Source organism: Amycolatopsis sp. PS_44_ISF1 (assembly GCF_032335455.1).
Classification (GTDB): Bacteria; Actinomycetota; Actinomycetes; order Mycobacteriales; family Pseudonocardiaceae; genus Amycolatopsis.
The window spans coordinates 588,884-604,593 of record NZ_JANUXO010000001.1 but is presented as its reverse complement, the minus strand read 5'-3'; the positions used below and the strand labels follow the sequence as shown (position 1 = coordinate 604,593).

Here is a 15,710-nt window from a genome sequence, read left to right as displayed (position 1 = left end):
GCCGATCCGCTCCGGTTGCTCCGAATGAGTCCTGATCGTTGCCCCGGTCGGCTCTGCGGGTGGGGGTGACTTGCACTACCGTGCTGCCAGGTCGCCCCCGGGCCTGACTCGGCCGGGTGCGGTGCGCCCAGGTCTGGCCAGCGAAACGAACTGGTGAGTAACCTATGCGCATTCAGCTCGTTGCACCTGGTTGACGTGGAGATCGCGGCGCGGGCTCCGTGGCCCGCCGGTGGCGCGGGACGGCGGTGCGCGACGACGCGGAACAGCTCCTGGAGGTGCGATGGGTGCCGAGGTGGTCATCGAAGGTCTCACGAAGTCCTTCGGCAGGCAGGCCATCTGGCGGGATGTGACGCTGACCCTGCCGCCCGGCGAGGTGTCCGCGATGCTGGGCCCGTCCGGAACCGGCAAGTCCGTGTTCCTCAAGTCGATGATCGGCCTGCTCAAGCCCGATCGCGGGCGGTGCGTGATCAACGGGGTCGACATCGTCACGTGCTCCGAGCACAAGCTGTACGAGATCCGGAAGCTGTTCGGCGTGCTGTTCCAGGACGGTGCGCTGTTCGGCTCCATGAACCTCTACGACAACGTCGCCTTCCCGCTGCGCGAGCACACCAAGAAGTCCGAGACCGAGATCCGCCGCATCGTCTCCGAGAAGCTGGAGATGACCGGTCTGGCCGGCGCGGACAAGAAGCTGCCCGGCGAGATCTCCGGCGGTATGCGCAAGCGCGCCGGCCTCGCCCGGGCGCTGGTGCTCGACCCGCAGATCATCCTCGTCGACGAGCCGGACTCCGGGCTCGACCCGGTGCGCACCGCCTACATCTCGCAACTGCTGATCGACCTGAACACCCAGATCGACGCGACGATCCTGATCGTCACCCACAACATCAACCTGGCCCGCACCGTGCCGGACAACCTGGGCATGCTGTTCCGCAAGGAACTGGTGATGTTCGGCCCGCGCGAGGTGCTGCTGACCAGCGACGAGCCCGTGGTCGAGCAGTTCCTCAACGGCCGCAAGCGCGGTCCCATCGGCATGTCCGAGGAGAAGGACTCCGCCACGATCGAGCGCGAGGAGGCCGAGGCCGCGGCCGGGCACTCCGACGGCTCGCCGGACGAGGACGTCCGCGGCGTGGTCCCGCAGATGCAGCCCAGCCCCGGACTGCCGGAGCGCGCGGGCGCCCGCCACCGGATGGACCGCGTGATGCGGATCCTGCACACCCTGCCGGCCGCCGCCCAGGACGGGATCGTCAACTCCCTCTCCCCGGAGGAGCAGCGGCACTACGACATCCAGCCGAAGAACGCCCGCTCCGGGCACCGCGCGCCCGCGGCGGCTCCCGGCCGGCACGGCCTCGCGGACACCCAGCAGCTCCCGCGGCACACCGGGCCCGTGCCCAGCCAGCACCAGGGCGAGCTGCCGGCTGAGCAGGTGGCCCGGATCCCGGGCGGCTGGAGCGGATCGGCGGGTGACGCCCCGAGACCCGGCGCCGGCTACTTCGACCCACCCCGGAACGGGCCAGGTGGCGCGTGAGCTCCAACGCGACACCGGCGAAGAAGGTCCCCGGCTACGGCATGCTCCGGGAAACCGGGAACCTGTTCGCCCTCGGCCTGGACATCGTCCGCGGCCTGTTCCAGCGCCCGTTCCAGCTTCGGGAGTTCATCCAGCAGTCGTGGTTCATCGCGAGCGTGACGATCCTGCCGACGGCGCTGGTCGCGATCCCGTTCGGCGCGGTCATCTCGCTGCAGTTCGGCTCGCTCGCGCGCCAGCTCGGCGCGCAGTCCTACACCGGCGCCGGCTCGGTGCTCGCCACCGTGCAGCAGGCCAGCCCGCTGGTCACGGCGCTGCTGGTGGCCGGTGCGGGCGGAAGCGCGGTCTGCGCCGACATCGGCGCCCGCACCATCCGCGAGGAGATCGACGCGATGGAGGTGCTGGGCGTCTCCGCGGTCCAGCGCCTGATCGTGCCCCGCGCGCTGGCCATGATGCTGATCGCGCTGCTGCTCAACGGCATGGTCAGCGTCATCGGGGTGCTCGGCGGCTACTTCTTCAACGTGGTCCTGCAGGGCGGCACACCGGGCGCCTACCTGGCGAGCTTCTCCGCGCTGGCCCAGCTGCCCGACCTCTGGGTCGGCGAGCTCAAGGCGCTGATCTTCGGCTTCATCGCCGCGGTCGTGGCCGCCTACCGGGGCCTGCACCCGAGCGGCGGGCCGAAGGGCGTCGGCGACGCCGTGAACCAGTCCGTCGTCATCACCTTCCTGCTGCTGTTCGTCGTGAACTTCGTGATCACGCTGATCTACCTGCAGGTCGTGCCCGGAAAGCTGGACTAGCCATGACGTTCCTCTCGGGGGCCAAGCGGATCGCGAACCGCCCGCTGCAGACCCTGGACACGCTCGGCGACCAGATGTCGTTCTACGGCCGGGCCCTGCTCTGGACGCCGCGGACGCTGCGGCGGTACCTGAAGGAAGTGCTGCGGCTGCTGGCCGAGGTCAGCTTCGGCTCCGGCTCGCTCGCGGTGATCGGCGGCACGGTCGGCGTGATGGTCGGGCTGACGCTGTTCACCGGGGTGCTGGTCGGCCTGCAGGGCTACTCGGCCCTGAACTCGATCGGCACCTCGGCGTTCACCGGCTTCCTGACCGCGTTCTTCAACACCCGCGAGATCGCCCCGCTGGTGGCCGGGCTCGCCCTGAGCGCGACGGTCGGCGCCGGGTTCACCGCGCAGCTCGGGGCGATGCGGATCTCCGAGGAGATCGACGCGCTCGAAGTGATGGGCGTGCCGAGCCTGCCGTACCTGGTGACCACGCGGATCATCGCCGGTTTCGTCGCCGTCATCCCGTTGTACATCATCGGCCTGCTCAGCTCGTACCTCGCGTCCCGGCTGGTCGTTATCTACATCTACAACCAGTCAGCCGGGACCTACGACCACTACTTCGACCTCTTCCTACCGCCACAGGACGTGTTGTACTCGTTCATCAAGGTGCTGATCTTCAGCGTCTTGATCATCCTTTCGCACTGCTACTTCGGCTACCGGGCCTCCGGTGGGCCGGCCGGGGTCGGCGTGGCGGTCGGCAAGGCGGTGCGGCTGAGCATCGTCACGGTTTCGATCGTGAACTTCTTCATCGGTTTCGCCATCTGGGGAACCGACGTCACGGTGAGGATTGCGGGATGAGCGCAGGTGGGGCGGGCGGGCCGGCGGCCACACTGCGGCGCAGGCTGCTGGGCCTGCTGTTCGTGGCGCTGCTGGTCGGGGGCATCGCGCTGAGCATCGCCCTCTACGACAAGTCGTTCAGCAGCTTCGTCACGGTGAAGCTGGAGGCCGACGCGATCGGCAACCAGCTGCTCGAGCAGTCGGACGTCAAGGTGCGGGGGCTGATCGTCGGCTCGGTCGACGACATCGAGGTGACCGGCCAGGGCGCCGAGCTGACCCTGCGGCTCGACCCGGCCTCGGCCGGGCTGATCCCGCAGAACGTCTCGGCCCGGTTCCTGCCGAAGACGCTGTTCGGCGAGCGGTACGTCTCGCTGGAGATCCCGAAGGACCCCTCCACCCGGACGCTGGCCACCGGTGACGTGATCCCGCAGGACCGCACCTCCAGCGCGATCGACCTGGAGCAGGCGTTCGAGCACCTGCTGCCGGTGCTGCAGGCCGTGCAGCCGCAGAAGCTCTCCAGCACGCTCACCGCGATCTCGACCGCGCTGCAGGGCCGCGGGAAGCCCCTCGGCGACACGCTTTCCCAGCTCGGGGACTACCTCGGCCAGCTGAACCCGCACGAGCCGCAGCTCCAGCACGACCTGCAGGCGCTCACCCAGTTCTCCGGCCACCTCAGCAACTCCGCGCCGGACCTGGTGCAGAGCCTGGACAACCTGAGCACCACCACCCGCACCGTGGTGGACGAGCAGCAGAACCTGGCCGGCCTCTACGGCAGCCTGACCACGGCGTCGCAGGACCTGCAGACCTTCCTGCAGAACAACGAGCAGAACATCATCAGCCTGGCGAGCACCGCGCGGCCGACCGCCGAGCTGCTGGCCAAGTACGCACCCGAGTACCCGTGCGTGATCGGGCAGATGAAGAAGATGGTGCCGGTGATCGACAAGGCGCTGGGCCAGGGCACCGGTCAGCCGGGGCTGCACGCGACCATCGAGGTGGTGGTCAACCGCGGGCCGTACCAGGCGGGCGAGGAGGAGCCGCGCTTCGAAGACAAGCGCGGGCCCCGGTGCTACGACCTGAACCCGGCGCCGGACCCGTTCCCGCAGGAGCCGCCGGACGGCGCGTTCAAGGACGGCACCAACCACACCACCGCGCCCAAGACCGTCGGCGAGGGCCTGAACCCGGCCAACTTCAAGGCCGACGCGGCCGGGCTGAACGGCAGCGGGGCCTCCGGTGGCGACCCGGCCTACTCGACCGGTGAGGACCAGTTCCTCTCGCAGCTCGTGGGGCCGCAGGTCGGGATGCCCTCGAGCGACTTCCCGGGCTGGGGCTCGCTGCTGGTCGGCCCGCTCTACCGGGGCACGGAGGTGACGGTCAAGTGAGGGGCCTGCTCGCGCCGCTGATCAAGCTGTCGATCTTCGTGGTGGTCACGGTGCTGTTCACCACGGTGCTCGGCGTCAGCATCGCCAACATCAACACCACCAGCACCAACGAGTACTCGGCGCGGTTCACCGACGCGACGCTGCTGCTGCCCAACGACGACGTCCGCATCGCCGGTGTCCGGGTCGGGCAGGTCAAGGACGTCAAGATCGTGGACAAGCGCCAGGCGCAGGTGGACTTCGAGGTGGACACCGGGCTCCAGCTCCCGGCCGGGGTCACCGCGCAGATCAAGTTCCGCAACCTGGTCGGCCAGCGCTACGTCTCGCTCGGCGAGGGCGGCAACACCACCGGCGCCACGCTCCCGGCCGGCGGCACCATCCCGCTGGACCGGACCACGCCGGCGCTGGACCTGACCGAGCTGTTCAACGGGTTCAAGCCGCTGTTCACCGCGCTGAACCCGGACGACGTCAACAAGCTCTCCTACGAGGTCATCCAGGTCCTGCAGGGCGAGGGCGGCACCGTGGAGAGCCTGCTCTCGCACACCGCCTCGCTGACCACCGCGATCGCCGACAAGGACCAGGTCATCGGCGAGGTGATCGACAACCTCAACTCGGTGCTCGACACGGTCAACGCGCACACCCCGCAGCTGTCGGACCTGATCGTCAAGCTGCAGCAGCTGGTGTCCGGGCTGGCCGCCGACCGCAAGCCGATCGGCGACGCGATCGACGGCCTCGGCCGCCTGGCCCAGACCACCGCCGGCCTGCTCGGCGACGCCCGCGCGCCGTTGAAGGACGACATCGGCGCGCTCGGCACGCTCACCAGCCGGCTCGACCAGAACGAGCCGGACCTCGAGCACTTCATCCAGTTCCTGCCGCAGAAGGTCAGCGCGCTGACGCGCACCGCGGACTACGGCTCGTGGTTCAACTTCTACGCGTGCGAGTTGAAGGGGAGCATCGCCCTGCCTCCGCTGATCAACCAGCCGATCGACGTTCCGCTCCTGCCCTCGAACCGGGAGAGGTGCAGCGGATGAAGTCGTTCCAGAAACGCAATCCGGTGCCGATCGCGCTGGTCGGCCTCGCGGTGCTCGTGCTCGGCTTCATCGCCGCGCTCAACTCCGACGACCTGCCGGTGATCGGCGGCGGCACCACCTACAGCGCCGAGTTCTCCGAAGCGGCCGGGCTGGCCGCGGACAACGACGTGCGGGTGGCCGGGGTCAAGGTCGGCAAGGTGTCCGCGATCAAGATCGACGGCGCCAGCGTCAAGGTGTCGTTCAAGGTCAAGGACGCCTGGCTCGGCGACCGGACCACGGCGGCGATCAAGATCAAGACGCTGCTCGGCCAGAAGTACCTGTCGCTGGACCCGCAGGGCACCGGCACGCTGAACCCGGACCAGGTGATCCCGCGGGACCGCACGATGTCCCCGTTCGACGTGCTCGACGCCTTCCGCGGCCTCTCCCAGACGGTCGACGACATCAACACCGACCAGCTCGCGCAGAGCTTCGACGCGATTACCCAGACCTTCGCCGACACCCCGGCGGACGTGAAGGGCGCGCTCTCGGGGCTGTCGCGGCTTTCGGACACCATCGCCAAGCGCGACTCGCAACTGTCCAACCTGCTGTCCAACACCCGTGAGGTGTCGCAGACCCTGGTCGACCGCGACGCCGAGGTGACCAAGCTGATCACCGACGGCAACCAGCTGCTGGACGAGGTGTCCCGGCGCGAGCAGGCGATCAGCGCCCTGCTCGACGGCTCGCGCCAGCTCGCCACGCAGTTGCAGGGCCTGGTCGACGACAACGACAAGCAACTGGACCCGGTGCTGGCCAACCTCGACCAGCTCACCTCGATGCTGCAGCGCAACCAGAACTCGCTGGCCCAGGGCATCGCCAAGTTCGCCCCGTTCATCCGGGTGTTCACCAACACCATCGGCACCGGGCACTGGTTCGACAACTACATCTGCGGCCTGGTGCTCCCCTCGGTCGGCCCGCTCAACAAAGAGGGGTGTTACTCGAAATGACCGACACCCGTTTCGGCCAGTCCCTGACCCGCGGCTTCACCATCGCGATCGTGCTCGCGCTGGCCGTCGCCGGCGGGCTCTGGTGGACGCTCAAGGACGCCGGGCGCACGCACCTGACCGCGTACTTCTCCGGCGCCGTCGGACTGTACGAGGGCAACAGCGTCCGGATGCTCGGCGTGGACATGGGCACCGTGACCAAGGTCCAGCCGATGGGCAACCAGGTCCGCGTCGACTTCGAGTACGACCGCTCGATCCCGGTGCCCGCCGACGCGAAGGCGCTGATCGTGGCGCCCTCGCTGGTCAGCGACCGGTACGTGCAGCTGGCCCCGGCCTACACCGGCGGCCCGCGGATCTCCGACGGCGCGGTGATCCCGCTCGACCGCACCGAGGTGCCGCTGGAGGTCGACCAGCTCGCCGCCAGCCTGGCCAAGGTGAGCGAGACGCTCGGCCCGAACGGCGCCAACAAGAACGGCTCGCTCTCGGACCTGCTGAACACCGCGGCCAAGAACCTGGACGGCAACGGCCAGGCCCTGCACGACACCATCACCAAGCTCGGGCAGGCCTCGGGCACGCTGGCCGGCAACTCCGGTGACCTGTTCCAGACCGTGCAGAACCTCGGCCGGTTCTCCCAGACGCTGGTCACCAGCGACGGCCAGGTGCGTCAGTTCGAAAGCCAGCTCGCCGACGTCAGCGGGTACCTGGCCGGGGAGAAGGACAACCTGGCCGCCACCGTGCAGCAGCTGGGCACCACGCTGACCTCGGTGCAGGGCTTCATCGAGCAGAACCGCGGCCGGTTGAAGTCCAATGTGGACAAGCTCGCCAGCGTGACCAAGGTGCTGGTCGACCAGCGCGGCGCGCTCGCCGAGATCCTCGACGTGGCCCCGGTCGGCCTGTCCAACCTGGTCAACGTCTACAACGGGTCCTCCGGCACGCTCGACGCCCGGCCCAACCTCAACGAGCTGACCGCGCCGCCGCTGGTCCTGGTCTGCAACCTGCTCAAGCAGACCGACGCGACCAAGGCCCTGCTCGGCAGCGCGTGCGACGGGATCGCCGGACTGGTCGACGGGCTGGTGCCGCTGCCCTCGACGGCCCAGGTGCTCCAGTCGCTGCAGAACGGCAAGCTGCCGCCGCTGCCGTTGCCGCTCGCGGGCCAGGTCTACGGGACGGGGAGCTGATCGTGGGGCGAAGGACGAAGTTCCTCGGCGCCGGGGTGGTCACCGCGGTGTCCGCACTGGTGCTCAGCGGCTGCGGGTTCACCGGCGTCTACGACCTGCCGCTGCCCGGCGGCGCCGACCTCGGCAGCCACCCGTACAAGGTGAAGGTGCAGTTCCAGGACGTGCTCGACCTCGTGCCGCAGGCCGGGGTGAAGGTGAACGAGGTGCCGGTGGGCCGGGTCGAGTCGATCGGGCTGACCCCGGACCACTGGCACGCCGAGGTGACCGTCGAGGTCAACGGGGACGTGCAGCTCCCGGCCAACGCGCTGGCCAACGTGAAGCAGTCGAGCCTGCTCGGGGAGAAGTACGTGGAGCTGTCCTCGCCCGGCGGGGGGCAGGCGCAGGGGCGGCTGGCGGACAACGCCACCATCCCGCTCGCCCGCACCGGCCGTGACGTCGAGGTGGAAGAGGTGCTCGGCGCGCTTTCGCTGCTGCTCAACGGTGGCGGGGTGGCCCAGCTCAACACCATCACCAAGGAGCTGAACAACGCGACGGCCGGCAAGGAGCCGGACATCAAGGCGCTGCTGGACAACGCCAACGAGCTGGTGACCAACCTCGACCGGCAGTCCTCGAACATCACCCGCGCGCTCGACGGGCTCAACCGGCTGTCCATGACGCTCAAGGACCAGAAGGACAAGCTGGTCGGCGCGGTCGACAACCTCGGCCCCGGGCTCGGCGTGCTGGAGCAGCAGCGGGGCCAGCTGGTGACGATGCTCAACGCGTTGAACAACCTCTCCGGCGTCGCGACCGACACGGTCACCAAGAGCAAGGCGGACCTCGTGGCCGACCTGAAGGCCCTCACCCCGACGCTGCAGAAGCTCGGCGAGGCCGGCAACGACCTGCCGAAGGCGTTGCAGATCCTGCTGACCTTCCCGTTCAGCGACCAGGCCTACGACGACGTGAAGGGCGACTACTTCAACCTCTTCGCGAAGGTCGACCTGAACCTCAAGGACATCATCGACAACCTGGGCAGCAGCCGGCAGAACCTGCTGTCCGGTCTGCTGCCCGTGCCCGGGCTGACCGGCGGGGTCAGCGGCACGCCCGCGAACCAGGCGCCGCCGCTGCCGATCCCGGGTCAGACCGGCTCGGGTTCGGCCGCGCAGCCGCCCAGCTCACCGGGCGGCCAGGGCGGCGAGCCGCCTTCGCGCAGCGGTCTTTCCGGCCTCTTCGGCCTGCTTTCGGGAGGTGCGGGCTGATGCTGCTGCGCAGGACGAAGTTCCAGTTGGTGGCGTTCGCGATCATCTCGGTCGTGGCGCTGGTGTACGCGCTGATCCGGTTCGCCGGGCTCGGCACCGTGTTCGGCGGCAGCGGGTACACGGTGAAGCTCGAGCTCAACGATTCGGGCGGCATCTTCACCAACGCCGAGGTGACCTACCGCGGCTACAACATCGGGCGGGTGGGCCAGCTTCGGCTGACCCGGACCGGGCTCGAGGCGGAGCTGAAGATCGACCCCTCGGCCCCGCCGGTGCCCGCGAACCTCGCCGTCGTGGTGGCCAACCGGTCCGCGGTCGGCGAGCAGTACGTGGACCTGCAGCCGAAGGTGGACAGCGGCCCGTTCCTGGCGGGCGGCTCGGTCATCCCGGCCGCGAAGGCGACCACCCCGGTGAGCACCGACCGGCTGCTCTCGGACCTCGACTCGCTGGCCGCCTCCGTGCCGACCGACTCGCTGCGCACCGTCGTCGACGAGTCCTACGACGCGTTCCGCGGCACCGGCGGCGACCTGCAAACCCTGCTGGACACCGCGCGCAGCTTCACCACCACGGCGCAGCAGTACCTGCCGCAGACGGTGACCCTGCTCGACGCCGGCGGCCAGGTGCTGGACACCCAGAACGACGAGGCGGCCAACTTCGCGAGCTTCTCGAAGAGCCTCAACGAGCTGACCGGCACGCTGAAGGCCTCCGACCCGCAGCTGCGCAAGCTGATCGGGATCACCCCGCAGGTGGCGGACCAGATCACCCAGGTGGTCACCGAGACCGGGCCCGGGCTGGGCGCGCTGGTGGCGAACCTGCTGACCACGGCCAACCTGACCGTGACCCGGCTGGACGGCATCGAGCAGGGCCTGGTGACCTACCCGGCGCTGGCGGCCGCGGCGCCGAGCGTCGCGCCGGGCGACGGCACGGCGCACCTCGGGCTGGTGCTGAACCTGTTCAACCCGCCCGTCTGCACCAAGGGGTACCTGCCGTTCAGCCAGTACCGCACCGGGGCGGACACCAAGGTGCGCCCGGCCGACGAGAACGCCTACTGCGCCGAGCCGAAGGGCAGCCCGATCAACGTCCGCGGCTCGCAGAACGCGCCGTACAACGGGGTGCCGGTGGCGCCGACGCAGCAGGACGTGAACGCCAACGCCGGGCGGTCCGCGCAGGAGCTGCAGGACGAGCGCGACGCGCAGGTGCCGGGCGTGGCCGGGAGCCCGGGGGTCTCGCTCAACAGCCTGGGCGCGCTGCTCGGGCTCGCCTGACGTGGATTTGATGACCGTTACCTACTCTGGAGCGTTATGAGCACCAACCCAGCCGGCACCGAGGAAGCGGTGACTCCCCCGGCGGCCCGGCCTTCCGGGGCTTCGCCGCGCATCTGGCTGCTCGGCGCCGGGGCCTTCGCCCTCGCCGCGCTGGTGGTGGCGGTCGTGTTCGGCATCATGTGGTGGTCGGCGGACACGGGCGACAACGCCGACCTGGCCCAGGCCCGCGACGACGTGGTCAAGCAGGGCACCGCCGCGGTCAAGGCCTACACCGAGGTCGACTACACCGACCTCAACAACTACTTCGCCCGCCAGAAGGACGTGTCGAACGACGACATGGCCAAGCAGATCGACGCGGCGCGGCCGAACTACTCGAAGGCCCTGACCGACCAGAAGGTGAAGGTCAGCACCACCGTCCAGGACATCGCCGTCGAGGAGCTCGACAACCACGAGGGCAAGGCGAGCTTCCTGGCCGCGATCACCACGATGAACAGCGCGGGTGGCCAGACCGCTTCGAAGGCCATCCGCCTCGAGGTCTCGATGGTCCGCGTCGGAGACGCCTGGAAGCTGTCCGGCATCGACAACGTCCCCCTCGTCGCCGCCGGCCAGTAGCTTCACCCAGAACGGAGTTCCGTAGTGCCCCCCTCTCGCCGCCAGCCGCCCCGCAGCAGCACCCCGCCGGCCCGCCGGCCGAAGGTGGCCGGGCTGCGCAAGCCGCCGGGCGCGGACTCGGCACCAGCACCCGTCGAACCGGCCGAGCCTCCGGCTGTCGCGCCTCGGCCCGGTGGTTCGGCTTCGACCGACTCGTCTTCGGTGAGTCCTTCCTCCTCGCCGTCGAAGCCGCGGCCGCGTCCGGTGCCCCGGCCCGGACCGCTGACCAGCGCGGCGCCGTCGCCGGCCGAGACCGCGCCGGAGATCAGGTCCCCGGGTGGCGGCATCAGCCGGGCGAAGCCGACTAAGGACACCGAGCCCACCGCGCCCACTGAGGACACCGAGCCCACTGAGGGCACCGCGGCCACCGCGGCCGAGGTCGACGCGCTCACCGGCGAGCAGGTCGCGGCCGACACCGCGGCCGACACCGATCCCGACTCCGATATCGCTGACGTCCCGGCCCGGCCCCGCCGCAAGCGCCGGGATGAGGGCGCGGCCAAGCCGGTCGACCTGGACGAGGCCGAAGCGTCCGGGTCTTCCGAGGCATCCGGGGCCTCCAGGCTTTCTGGGGGCCGCCGGATCGGCAAGGGCCAGACGCTGACCATCGGCCTGGTGATCGTGGGCCTGGTGCTGGCCGGCTTGGCGGTGTTCTTCAAGCTGCAGTACGACACCGCTTCGGACGCCACGAGCAACACCGCGCTGCTGGACGTGGCCAAGACCGCGCAGGTGAAGGACCAGGTCTCCCAGGCCACCGAAGCGCTGTTCTCCTACGATTTCAACAACATCAAGAAGACCGAGGACGCCGCGGGCAACCTGCTGGCCAACGACGACGTCAAGGCCAAGTACAACTCGCTGATGGGCGAGGTGAAGCGCCTGGCCCCCCAGCAGAAGATGGTGGTGACCTGCAAGGTCACCCGCAGCGCGGTGATCATGCTCGACGGCGACCGCGCCCGCGTGATGGTCTTCGTCGACCAGTCCTCCACCCGCTCCGACACCAAGCAGACCACGGCCGGCAGCGCGCAACTGCACGTCGACGCGCAGTTGCAGGGCACCACGTGGAAGATCACGGACCTGGACACCTACAAGGCCCCGCCCGCTCCTTCGGCCCCTTCGAGCTCCGCGCCTTCGGGACCGGCTCCGGCTTCTTCGGCTCCGCCGTCGAAGTAGGGAACGGACTACTCGCGTTGGTTATGGCTCCGGCCGCCGCGGTAGGCGACGCTGAAATCCATGCGGCAGCTCGAAGTGGCACTGATCGGCGCGGGGCTGATCGCGCGGTTCCACCTGAACGCCTGGCTCGGCGCGGGGGCCGCGGTCCGGATCTACGCCGAGGACGGCCGGTCCGCCGAACTGGCCCGTGAGTCCGGGGCGACGGCGGCCGGCTCGCTGGCCGAGGCCCTGGCCGGCGCGGATGCCGTCGACATCTGCACCCCGACCGGCACCCATCACGAGATCGCCCTGGCCGCGATCGCGGCGGGCGTCGGCGTGGTGTGCGAAAAGCCGCTGTCGAACGACACGCGCGAGGCCGAGGAGATCGTCGCCGCAGCGGCACGGGCCGGCGTGCGGCTCTACCCGGCCCACGACGTGCGGTTCGCCCCGCCCTACGCCCGGCTCCACGAGCTGGTGGCGAGCGGCGGGCTCGGGGCCGGCTCGGTCGGCCGGTTCACCTTCTCCGCCTACCACCCGCGGCCCTGGACCGGGCAAGCCACCGCCCGCTCGGGCGGCATCCTGAGCGACCAGCTACTGCACGGCGCCGACCTGGCCCACTGGGTCTTCGGCGACGTCGTGCGGGTGCACGCCCACTACCAGGGTGAGATCGCCACCCCGGCCCCGGAGGGCGCCGTCGCGATCGGCACCGCCGTGCTCACCCACGCCAACGGCGCGATCAGCCAGGTGGTCAGCCGGTGGACGGCCACGCCGCGGCCGCCGGTGCGGGTGACGTTCCACGTCACGGGCACCGGCGGGACCGTGTCCCACGACTCCGAGTGGCCGCAGGAGGTGCGGGTGGCCGACGGCGACCCCGGCCCCTTCGGCTACGCCGGGGAGTCCGTGTTCGACGTCGAGATGCGTGAGTTCGCGGCGGCCTTCGCCGGGGGCCCCGAGCCACGGCTGGGGGCGAAGGACGCGCTCGCCGCCGTCCGGATCACCCAGGCCGCCGCCGAGTCCGCGTGGACCGGGCGGGCCGTCGAACTGCCGGTGGGGGGAGCAGCGTGAGGGTCGCCATCCTGTCGTTCGCGCACGAACGCGCCGAGACCTACGCGCGGCTGCTGAGCGCGCGCCCGGACGTCGAACTGGTCGCCGCCGACCCCGGTGGTTCGCCGGCCGACCGGGAGCGGGACCGGGGGGCCGCCGACCGGCTCGGTGTGTCTTATGTGGACGACTGGGCCGCGCTGGCCGGGCTTCGGCCCGGGGCCGTGGTGGTCACCGGTCCGATCGGCCGCCGCCGGGAGCTGGTGGAATGGGCGGCCGGGGTGCGAGCGCAGGTGCTGTGCGAGTACCCGCCGGCGGTCGGGGAAGCGGACCTGAAGGCCATGGTGGACGCCTGCGACAGCGGCGGCGTCCGGCTCACGCTGGCGTCCCCGGCCTGTCACAGCGGGGCGTTCGCCGCCGTGCGACGGGGGATCGCCGACGGGATCGTCGGCACGCTGACGACCGTGCTGGGTTCGTGCCACAGCCGGCCCGGCTCCGGGGCCGCGCTGGCCGTCAACGCGCCTCACCTGCTCGACCTGGTGGACGTGGCGCTCGGCGGGGAACCCGCGCAAGAGGTGTACGCGCAGACCAACACCGTCCTCAGTGGACGAACGGAGGCCGAGAGCGGGGCCGTGCTCACCGTGCGGTACCGCGGCGGGCTGGTCGCCTCGTTCGACTGCAGCCAGCAACCGGCGGCCACCGGCGTGCCGTTCGCCACCTTCATCGGCGACCGGGCGAGCGTGGACTACGACCCCGCCCCGCGGCTGCTCGGCGGGTTCGACGTGGCGCTCGGCGGCGACCGGGTGGAACCGGGTGGCGGTGATCTCCACGCGTTGCTGCTCAACGATTTCCTGAGTGCGGCCGAGAGCGGGACGGGGTCCGGCCCGGACGGCGGTGCGGGCCTGCGGACGCTGCGGATCGTCCGGGCGGCCTACGAGTCGGCGCGGACCGGGCAGCCGGTCCGGCTGCCCGATTCACCCGGGAACTGAAGGCGCACAAGCACTCCACCCCTTAAGGAACCACTTCCTCCGCGTTCGCGGGGAGGGTCCTTTGTGCTGTCCGGCGGCGCGAACCGCGTGAGTGCCGCTACCGGACTGAGGGATGTCGTGCGGTGGTGGCCGACCTACGCTGGAGCGAGGATTCTCGGCGTGATCCGTGCTGCGGCGGGAGTCCGGACGAACTGGCTGACCTCTTCGAGAGCGGAGATCGCGATGGGTGTGGCACCGGTGAAGATCACGCTGAGCGGCGGGCCGGCCGAGCTGGCCGCGATGGATCGCAGCGTCCAGGCGGCCGAGCTGGACCGGACCCTCAAGATCCGGCACGGCGCCGGGTACGAGCACTTCGTGGCCGACGACGAGCGGCCGCCCGGCGACGGGTGCGACACCGTGGTGTTCCGGTGGTCGCACCGCACGAAGATCGCCGAATAGCGGATCTTCGCGCACCCGGAAGAGATCCTGGACGGAAAGGGTTCCATGACCGACGCAATGTCCTTCGAGGTGCCGTGGGCGCGGACCGACAAGTTCGACCCGCCCGCGGTGTTCGACGCCCTGCGCGAATCGCGTCCCCTGGCGAAGATGGTGTACCCGGACGGGCACGTCGGCTGGATCGTGTCCAGCTACGAACTGGTGCGCCAGGTCCTCAGCGACCCGCGGTTCAGCCACAGCTGCGAGGTCGGCCACTTCCCGGTGACGCACCAGGGACAGGTCATCCCGACCAGCCCGCTGATCCCCGGGATGTTCATCCACATGGACCCGCCCGGGCACACCCGGTACCGCCGGCTGCTGACGGGTGAGTTCACCGTGCGCCGCACCAGCAGGCTGATCCCGCGCGCCGAAACCATTGCCACGGAACAGATCGAAGCCATGCGGTCGAAGGGCGCGCCCGCCGACGTCGTGGCCGACTACGCCAAGCCGCTCGTGCTGCGGCTGCTCGGCGAGCTGGTCGGACTGCCCTACGAGGAGCGGGACCGGTACCTGTACGCGGTGACCCTGCTGCACGACGCCGAGGCCGACCCGGCCGAGGCCGGCGCCGCTTACGGGCAGGCCCAGGCGTTCTTCACCGAGATCATCGACCGGCGGCGGGAGAAGCCGGAAGACGACCTGATCAGCGCCCTCGTCCGCGAGGACCTGACCGGGGAAGAGCTGTGCAACATCGTCACGCTGATGTTGTTCGCCGGGTACGAGACCACCGAGAGCGCGCTGGCCGTCGGCGTTTTCGCGTTGCTGCAACACCCGGAGCAGCTCGCGGCGCTGCGCGCGGACCCGGCGAAGCTCGACCCCACGATCGAAGAGCTCCTCCGCTACCTCACCGTGAACCAGTACCACACGTACCGGACCGCGCTCGAGGACCTCAAGCTGGAGGGCGAAGTGATCAAGGAGGGCGACACGGTGACGGTGTCGCTCCCCGCGGCCAACCGCGACCCGGGCAAGTTCGCCCGACCGGCCGAGCTGGACATCGGGCGCGACACCGCCGGTCACGTGGCGTTCGGCTTCGGCATCCACCAGTGCCTGGGCCAGAACCTGGCCCGCATCGAGCTGCGCACCGGCTTCTCCGCGCTGCTGCGGGCGTTCCCGGACCTTCGGCTGGCCGTCCCGGCCGACGAAGTCCCGTTGCGGCTCAAAGGTTCCGTCTTCGGAGTGCACCGCCTGCCCGTCTCCTGGTGAGTGACCCCCTCCG

15 protein-coding genes are annotated in these 15,710 nt (G+C 70.2%); all 15 read left to right on the top strand.

Annotation, left to right across the window (positions count from 1 at the left end; translation table 11 throughout):
- Positions 1–280: 280 nt before the first annotated feature.
- The 15 genes from NYF13_RS02550 (at position 281) to NYF13_RS02480 (ending at position 15,697) form a co-directional block, all read left to right on the top strand.
- Positions 281–1,522 (top strand): ABC transporter ATP-binding protein, encoded by a 1,242-nt coding sequence (locus NYF13_RS02550; RefSeq protein ID WP_315653861.1) that lies wholly within the window; start codon positions 281–283, stop codon positions 1,520–1,522.
- A gap of 41 nt (positions 1,523–1,563) precedes the next feature.
- Complete coding sequence (locus tag NYF13_RS02545; RefSeq protein WP_315657157.1) at positions 1,564–2,316, top strand: ABC transporter permease; 753 nt, start codon at positions 1,564–1,566, stop codon at positions 2,314–2,316.
- Between the two features lie 2 nt (positions 2,317–2,318).
- A complete protein-coding gene (locus NYF13_RS02540; RefSeq protein ID WP_315653860.1) occupies positions 2,319–3,155 on the top strand; it encodes an ABC transporter permease in 837 nt (278 codons plus the stop codon).
- Positions 3,152–4,513, top strand: a complete 1,362-nt coding sequence (locus NYF13_RS02535) for an MCE family protein (RefSeq protein ID WP_315653859.1) — start codon at positions 3,152–3,154, stop codon at positions 4,511–4,513. The genes NYF13_RS02540 and NYF13_RS02535 overlap by 4 nt, the downstream gene beginning before the upstream one ends.
- Positions 4,510–5,541 (top strand): MlaD family protein, encoded by a 1,032-nt coding sequence (locus NYF13_RS02530; protein WP_315653858.1) that lies wholly within the window; start codon positions 4,510–4,512, stop codon positions 5,539–5,541. The genes NYF13_RS02535 and NYF13_RS02530 overlap by 4 nt, the downstream gene beginning before the upstream one ends.
- Entirely contained in the window at positions 5,538–6,524 is a 987-nt protein-coding gene (locus NYF13_RS02525; RefSeq protein ID WP_315653857.1) for an MCE family protein, read from the top strand. The genes NYF13_RS02530 and NYF13_RS02525 overlap by 4 nt, the downstream gene beginning before the upstream one ends.
- On the top strand, positions 6,521–7,699 hold the full coding sequence (locus NYF13_RS02520; protein WP_315653856.1) for an MCE family protein: 1,179 nt from the start codon (positions 6,521–6,523) through the stop codon (positions 7,697–7,699). The genes NYF13_RS02525 and NYF13_RS02520 overlap by 4 nt, the downstream gene beginning before the upstream one ends.
- Positions 7,700–7,701: 2 nt before the next feature.
- Complete coding sequence (locus NYF13_RS02515; RefSeq protein WP_315653855.1) at positions 7,702–8,934, top strand: MCE family protein; 1,233 nt, start codon at positions 7,702–7,704, stop codon at positions 8,932–8,934.
- Positions 8,934–10,196 carry an MlaD family protein gene (locus tag NYF13_RS02510; RefSeq protein WP_315653854.1) on the top strand — a complete coding sequence of 421 codons (1,263 nt, stop codon included), beginning with the start codon at positions 8,934–8,936 and terminating at the stop codon, positions 10,194–10,196. Before NYF13_RS02515 ends, NYF13_RS02510 begins: the two co-directional genes overlap by 1 nt.
- 36 nt (positions 10,197–10,232) lie before the next feature.
- Positions 10,233–10,808, top strand: a complete 576-nt coding sequence (locus NYF13_RS02505) for a hypothetical protein (RefSeq protein WP_315653853.1) — start codon at positions 10,233–10,235, stop codon at positions 10,806–10,808.
- Between the two features lie 24 nt (positions 10,809–10,832).
- The gene (locus NYF13_RS02500) at positions 10,833–12,014 is read left to right on the top strand and encodes a hypothetical protein (RefSeq protein WP_315653852.1); all 1,182 of its coding nucleotides are present in this window, start codon (positions 10,833–10,835) and stop codon (positions 12,012–12,014) included.
- A gap of 60 nt (positions 12,015–12,074) precedes the next feature.
- Entirely contained in the window at positions 12,075–13,058 is a 984-nt protein-coding gene (locus NYF13_RS02495) for a Gfo/Idh/MocA family oxidoreductase (RefSeq protein WP_315653851.1), read from the top strand.
- Positions 13,055–14,023: a Gfo/Idh/MocA family oxidoreductase gene (locus NYF13_RS02490; RefSeq protein WP_315653850.1), complete on the top strand. Its 969-nt coding sequence runs from the start codon at positions 13,055–13,057 to the stop codon at positions 14,021–14,023. Before NYF13_RS02495 ends, NYF13_RS02490 begins: the two co-directional genes overlap by 4 nt.
- Positions 14,024–14,245: 222 nt before the next feature.
- The gene (locus NYF13_RS02485; protein WP_315653849.1) at positions 14,246–14,461 is read left to right on the top strand and encodes a DUF5988 family protein; all 216 of its coding nucleotides are present in this window, start codon (positions 14,246–14,248) and stop codon (positions 14,459–14,461) included.
- Positions 14,462–14,506: 45 nt separating this feature from the next.
- Positions 14,507–15,697 carry a cytochrome P450 gene (locus tag NYF13_RS02480; protein WP_315653848.1) on the top strand — a complete coding sequence of 397 codons (1,191 nt, stop codon included), beginning with the start codon at positions 14,507–14,509 and terminating at the stop codon, positions 15,695–15,697.
- The last annotated feature ends 13 nt before the right edge of the window (positions 15,698–15,710 follow it).

Bases quoted from the DNA above. Each gene is read 5' to 3' on its own strand.
- NYF13_RS02505 (WP_315653853.1), top strand. From the start codon at position 10,233: ATGAGCACCAACCCAGCCGGCACCGAGGAAGCGGTGACTCCCCCGGCG.
- NYF13_RS02550 (WP_315653861.1), top strand. From the start codon at position 281: ATGGGTGCCGAGGTGGTCATCGAAGGTCTCACGAAGTCCTTCGGCAGG.
- NYF13_RS02485 (WP_315653849.1), top strand. From the start codon at position 14,246: ATGGGTGTGGCACCGGTGAAGATCACGCTGAGCGGCGGGCCGGCCGAG.
- NYF13_RS02495 (WP_315653851.1), top strand. From the start codon at position 12,075: ATGCGGCAGCTCGAAGTGGCACTGATCGGCGCGGGGCTGATCGCGCGG.
- NYF13_RS02510 (WP_315653854.1), top strand. From the start codon at position 8,934: ATGCTGCTGCGCAGGACGAAGTTCCAGTTGGTGGCGTTCGCGATCATC.
- NYF13_RS02525 (WP_315653857.1), top strand. From the start codon at position 5,538: ATGAAGTCGTTCCAGAAACGCAATCCGGTGCCGATCGCGCTGGTCGGC.
- NYF13_RS02480 (WP_315653848.1), top strand. From the start codon at position 14,507: ATGACCGACGCAATGTCCTTCGAGGTGCCGTGGGCGCGGACCGACAAG.
- NYF13_RS02520 (WP_315653856.1), top strand. From the start codon at position 6,521: ATGACCGACACCCGTTTCGGCCAGTCCCTGACCCGCGGCTTCACCATC.
- NYF13_RS02540 (WP_315653860.1), top strand. From the start codon at position 2,319: ATGACGTTCCTCTCGGGGGCCAAGCGGATCGCGAACCGCCCGCTGCAG.
- NYF13_RS02545 (WP_315657157.1), top strand. From the start codon at position 1,564: ATGCTCCGGGAAACCGGGAACCTGTTCGCCCTCGGCCTGGACATCGTC.
- NYF13_RS02535 (WP_315653859.1), top strand. From the start codon at position 3,152: ATGAGCGCAGGTGGGGCGGGCGGGCCGGCGGCCACACTGCGGCGCAGG.